The sequence below is a fragment of the Longimicrobiaceae bacterium genome, from assembly GCA_035936415.1.
Lineage (GTDB): Bacteria > Gemmatimonadota > Gemmatimonadetes > Longimicrobiales > Longimicrobiaceae > JAFAYN01.
This window is the reverse complement of the sequence record DASYWD010000329.1, coordinates 1-3,924: the sequence shown is the minus strand read 5'-3', so window position 1 is coordinate 3,924 and position 3,924 is coordinate 1. Positions and strand designations below refer to the sequence as shown.

Below are 3,924 nucleotides of genomic sequence, written 5' to 3'. Positions count from 1 at the left end.
GAAGCGCCCCCCGCCGCCAGTGGGGAGCGCCCTGCCGCCGCGGCGCAGGGGGGCGGGGGCGCGCCCGGCGAGCCCGGCCCGAAGCCGTACGCGCAGGTCGTCACGGCGCGCGCCCAGACCCGGCAGGGACTGTTCACCACCCACCGCGTGGGGAGCAGGCTCTACTACGAGATCCCGGCGAAGGAGCTGGGGAAGGAGATGCTCCTGGTCTCCCAGATCGCCCGCAACATGCTGGGCTCCGGGTACGGCGGGCAGGCGGTGGCGAACCACGTGCTCCGCTGGGAGCGGCGCGACAACCGGGTGTAGCTGCGCAGCGTCTCGTACGACATCGTGGCCGACACCGCGCTCCCCATCGCCCGTGCGGTGGAGGCGGCCAACTACGAGCCCGTGGTGGCGGTCTTCAACGTGGAGGCGTGGGGGCCGGACGGCTCCGCGGTGATCGACGTGACGCGGCTCTTCACCACCAGCACGCCGGAGTTCGGGGTGGGAAACGCGCTGCGCGGCTCGCTGGACGCGTCGCGCTCCTTCATCGAGCGGGTGGCCGCCTTCCCGGACAACGTGGAGGTGGAGGCCACGCAGACCTACACCGTCACCCCGCCCGCCTCCCCCAGCGTCCCCGAGGAGCTGCGACCCGGCGCGCGCACCGCGAGCGTGGTGGTGCACTGGAGCATGGTGCGCCTCCCGGAGAAGCCCATGAGGCCGCGCCTGCACGATTCGCGGGTGGGGTTCTTCGGCGTGACCCGGCGCGACTTCGGCACGGAAGAGCACCGCGCCGCGCGCCGCACCTACATCTCGCGGTGGCGGCTGGAGAAGCGGGACCCCTCCGCGGAGGTCTCCGAGCCGGTGAAGCCCATCGTCTTCTACGTGGACCCGGCCACGCCGGCCCAGTGGGTCCCGTACGTGAAGCGGGGGATCGAGGACTGGCAGCCGGCGTTCGAGGCGGCCGGGTTCCGGGGCGCCATCGTGGCGCGCGACGCGCCCACCCCGGCGGAGGACCCGGACTGGTCGGCCGAGGACGCGCGCCATTCCGTGGTGCGCTGGCTCCCCTCCGAGATGGAGAACGCGACGGGGCCGCGGGTGGTGGACCCGCGCACCGGGGAGATCCTGGAGGCCGACATCCGGATCTACCACAACATCCTGAACGTCCTGCGCAGCCAGTACTTCGGGCAGGTGGCGCCGCTCGATCCGCGGGCGCGGCGCGTCCCCTTCCCGGACTCGCTGATGGGCGAGCTGCTGCGCTACGTGGTGGCGCACGAGGTGGGGCACACGCTGGGCTTCCCCCACAACCACAAGGCGAGCGCCACCTACCCGGCCGACAGCCTGCGCAGCGTGGGCTTCCTGCGGCGGATGCGGCACACGCCCTCCATCATGGACTACTCGCGCTTCAACTACGTGGCGCAGCCCGAGGACCGCGTTCCGCCGGAGCTGCTCGTCCCCGTGGTGGGCCCCTACGACCGCTTCGCCACCGCGTGGGGGTACCGGCCGATCCCGGAGGCGCGCACCCCGGAGGAGGAGCGCCCGGTGCTGGACGCCTGGGCGCGCGAGCAGGACCGCAAGCCGTACCTGCGCTTCACCACCGTGGGGAGCAGCGGCGCCGACCCGGGCGACCACATCGAGGCCGTGGGCGACGCGGACCCGGTGTACTCCACCCGCATGGGGCTGCGCAACGTCCGCCGGACCGTCCCCCTGCTGATCCCCGCCACGGTGCGGCCGGGCGAGGACTTCGCCGACCTGCACGAGCTGTACACCCGGCTGGTGGGCCAGTGGCGGACGGAGCTGGGGCACGTGGCGATCCTAGTGGGCGGAGTGGACTCGCAGGAGAAGCGGGGCGGGCAGGAGGGGGTGCGCTTCACCCCGGTGGCCCGCGCGCGCCAGCGGGAGGCGGTGCGCTTCCTGAACGAGGAGGCGTTCCGCACGCCGCGCTTCTTCCTGGACCCGGAGATCCTCCGGCGCATCGAGGTGGAGGGGGCGATGAGCCGCATCGGCAGCGCGCAGCGCGGCATCCTCCAGCAGCTCCTGAACGACGCCCGGATGCGGCGGATGACCGAGTTCGAGGCGCTGGCGGCCGATGCGTCGCAGGTGTACACCGTGGGCGAGATGCTGGGCGACGTGCGGCGGGGGATCTGGAGCGAGCTGGAAGGGGGGAGGGTGGAGGTGGACCCCTTCCGCCGCAACCTGCAGCGGATCTACCTGGCGGAGGTCGAAGTGCGGGCGAGCCCGCCCGCGCGCCCCGCCGGCTCCACGGCCGCCGCCGTGCCCACCGAGGCGCAGGCGCTCCTTCGCGGCGAGCTGCGCGCCCTGGAGGCGGCGCGGGACCAGATCGGGAGGATCCTGGAGGCGAAGTAGTGCGAAGTGCGGAGCGGCGCCCCCGCCGGGAAATCCCGGCGGGGGCGTCGTCACCAGGTGAGCACGATCTTGCCGAAGGAGTCGTTGGACTCCATGTAGCGGTGGGCCTCGGCGATGTCGGCGAAGGGGTAGGTGCGGTCGATCACGGGGCGGATCTTCCCGGAGGAGAGCAGCGGGAGCACGGTGCTGGAGAACTCCCGCGCCAGGGCGATCTTCTCCTCCAGCGGGCGGGAGCGCATCACCGTGCCGACGATGCGGATCCGTCGGCGGAGGATCAGCCCCAGGTCCAGCTCCACCCTGGAGCCGGCCACCGTGCCCACGACCACCACCCTCCCGCCCTGCGCCAGCCCGCGCAGCGACGCCTCCAGCACCTTCCCGCCCACCAGGTCCAGCACGGCGTGCACCCCGCTCCCGTAGGTGGCGCTCTCCAGCGCGGCGGGGAGCTCCTCGCGCGAGGTGTCGATCCCCACGTCCAGCCCCAGCTCCTCCGCGCGGCGCAGCTTCTCCGCCGTGCGCGAGGTGCCGATCGTCGTGGCGCCCGCGGTGTGGGCGAGCTGCACCGCGGCGGTGCCGACGCCGCTCCCCACGGCGTGGATCAGCACCCGCTCCCCCACCTCCAGCTCCAGCCGGCGGAAGAGCGCGTCGTAGGCGGTGAGGAAGGCCTCGGGGACGGCCGCCGCCTCCTCCACCGGGAGGTCGTGCGGGATCCGCATGGCCTCGCGCTCGTGCACCACGACGTACTCGGCGTGGCCGCCGCCGCCCACGATCCCCATCACCCGGTTCCCCACCGCCCAGAGGCCGGCGCCCTCGCCCACCGCGTCCACCTCGCCCGCGTACTCCAGCCCGGGGACGTCCTGCGGCGCCCCGGGCGGGGCGGGGTAGCGGCCCATGCGCTGCAGCAGGTCGGCGCGGTTCAGCGCGGAGGCGTGCACCCGTACCCGGATCTCGCCGGGACCCGGCTCCGGGAGGGGGCGCTCGGCCAGCGAGAGGGTCTCCGGCCCGCCGGGGCGGGCGATGGTCACCGCGCGCATCAGTGGGCCGGGGCGCCCGCGGCACGGCCGCGGAGGAAGGCCTCGATCCCGCGGACGTGCGCGTCGGCCAGGCGGTCCAGGAACTCCGGGTTCCGCAGCGCCGCCTCCTGCTCCGGGATCAGCATGAACAGCGACTCCGTGAGGGTGGTCGGCATCCAGGTGGGGCGCACCAGCGCCAGGTTGGACTGCCGCGCCCCCAGGTCGGGGATCCGCGTGACGCCGACGATCTCCCGGTCCAGCTCCCGCGCCAGCGCCGCGGAGAAGGGGTGGAAGTAGTAGGTGCTCGTCCCGTGGCTGCGGAACGGGTTCACGCCCTCGCCGAAGGCGTTGTTGTGCACCGAGACCAGCAGGTGCGCGTCGCCGGCCACCGCCATCCCGGTCCGCTCGGCCAGCCCGACCGGGACGTTGGCGGTGCGGGTCATCAGCACCTCCGCGCCGCGCGCCCGGAGCCGGTCCGCCAGGCGGGTGCCGATGGCGAGGTTGGCCTCGGCCTCGGTCAGCCCGGTGGGGCCGGTGGCGCCGGCGGGCGGGTGCCCCGGGTCGATGG

At 74.3% G+C, this 3,924-nt stretch carries 4 protein-coding genes; 2 read left to right on the top strand and 2 right to left on the bottom strand.

Translation table 11 applies throughout. The features are described 5' to 3' along the window. Together VGR37_13440 and VGR37_13435 are read left to right on the top strand one after the other, a co-directional pair. A partial coding sequence (locus VGR37_13440) for a DUF5118 domain-containing protein (GenBank protein HEV2148400.1) occupies positions 1-306 on the top strand: 306 nt, incomplete at its 5' end. Further along, positions 307-2,346 (top strand): zinc-dependent metalloprotease, encoded by a 2,040-nt coding sequence (locus tag VGR37_13435; protein HEV2148399.1) that lies wholly within the window; start codon positions 307-309, stop codon positions 2,344-2,346. Positions 2,347-2,396: 50 nt separating this feature from the next. Here the strand turns inward: VGR37_13435 and VGR37_13430 are convergent, their stop codons facing one another. Then, the gene (locus tag VGR37_13430) at positions 2,397-3,377 is read right to left on the bottom strand and encodes an NAD(P)H-quinone oxidoreductase (protein ID HEV2148398.1); all 981 of its coding nucleotides are present in this window, start codon (positions 3,375-3,377) and stop codon (positions 2,397-2,399) included. Further along, a partial coding sequence (locus tag VGR37_13425; GenBank protein HEV2148397.1) for an N-acetylmuramoyl-L-alanine amidase occupies positions 3,377-3,924 on the bottom strand: 548 nt, incomplete at its 5' end. The genes VGR37_13425 and VGR37_13430, both read right to left, overlap by 1 nt.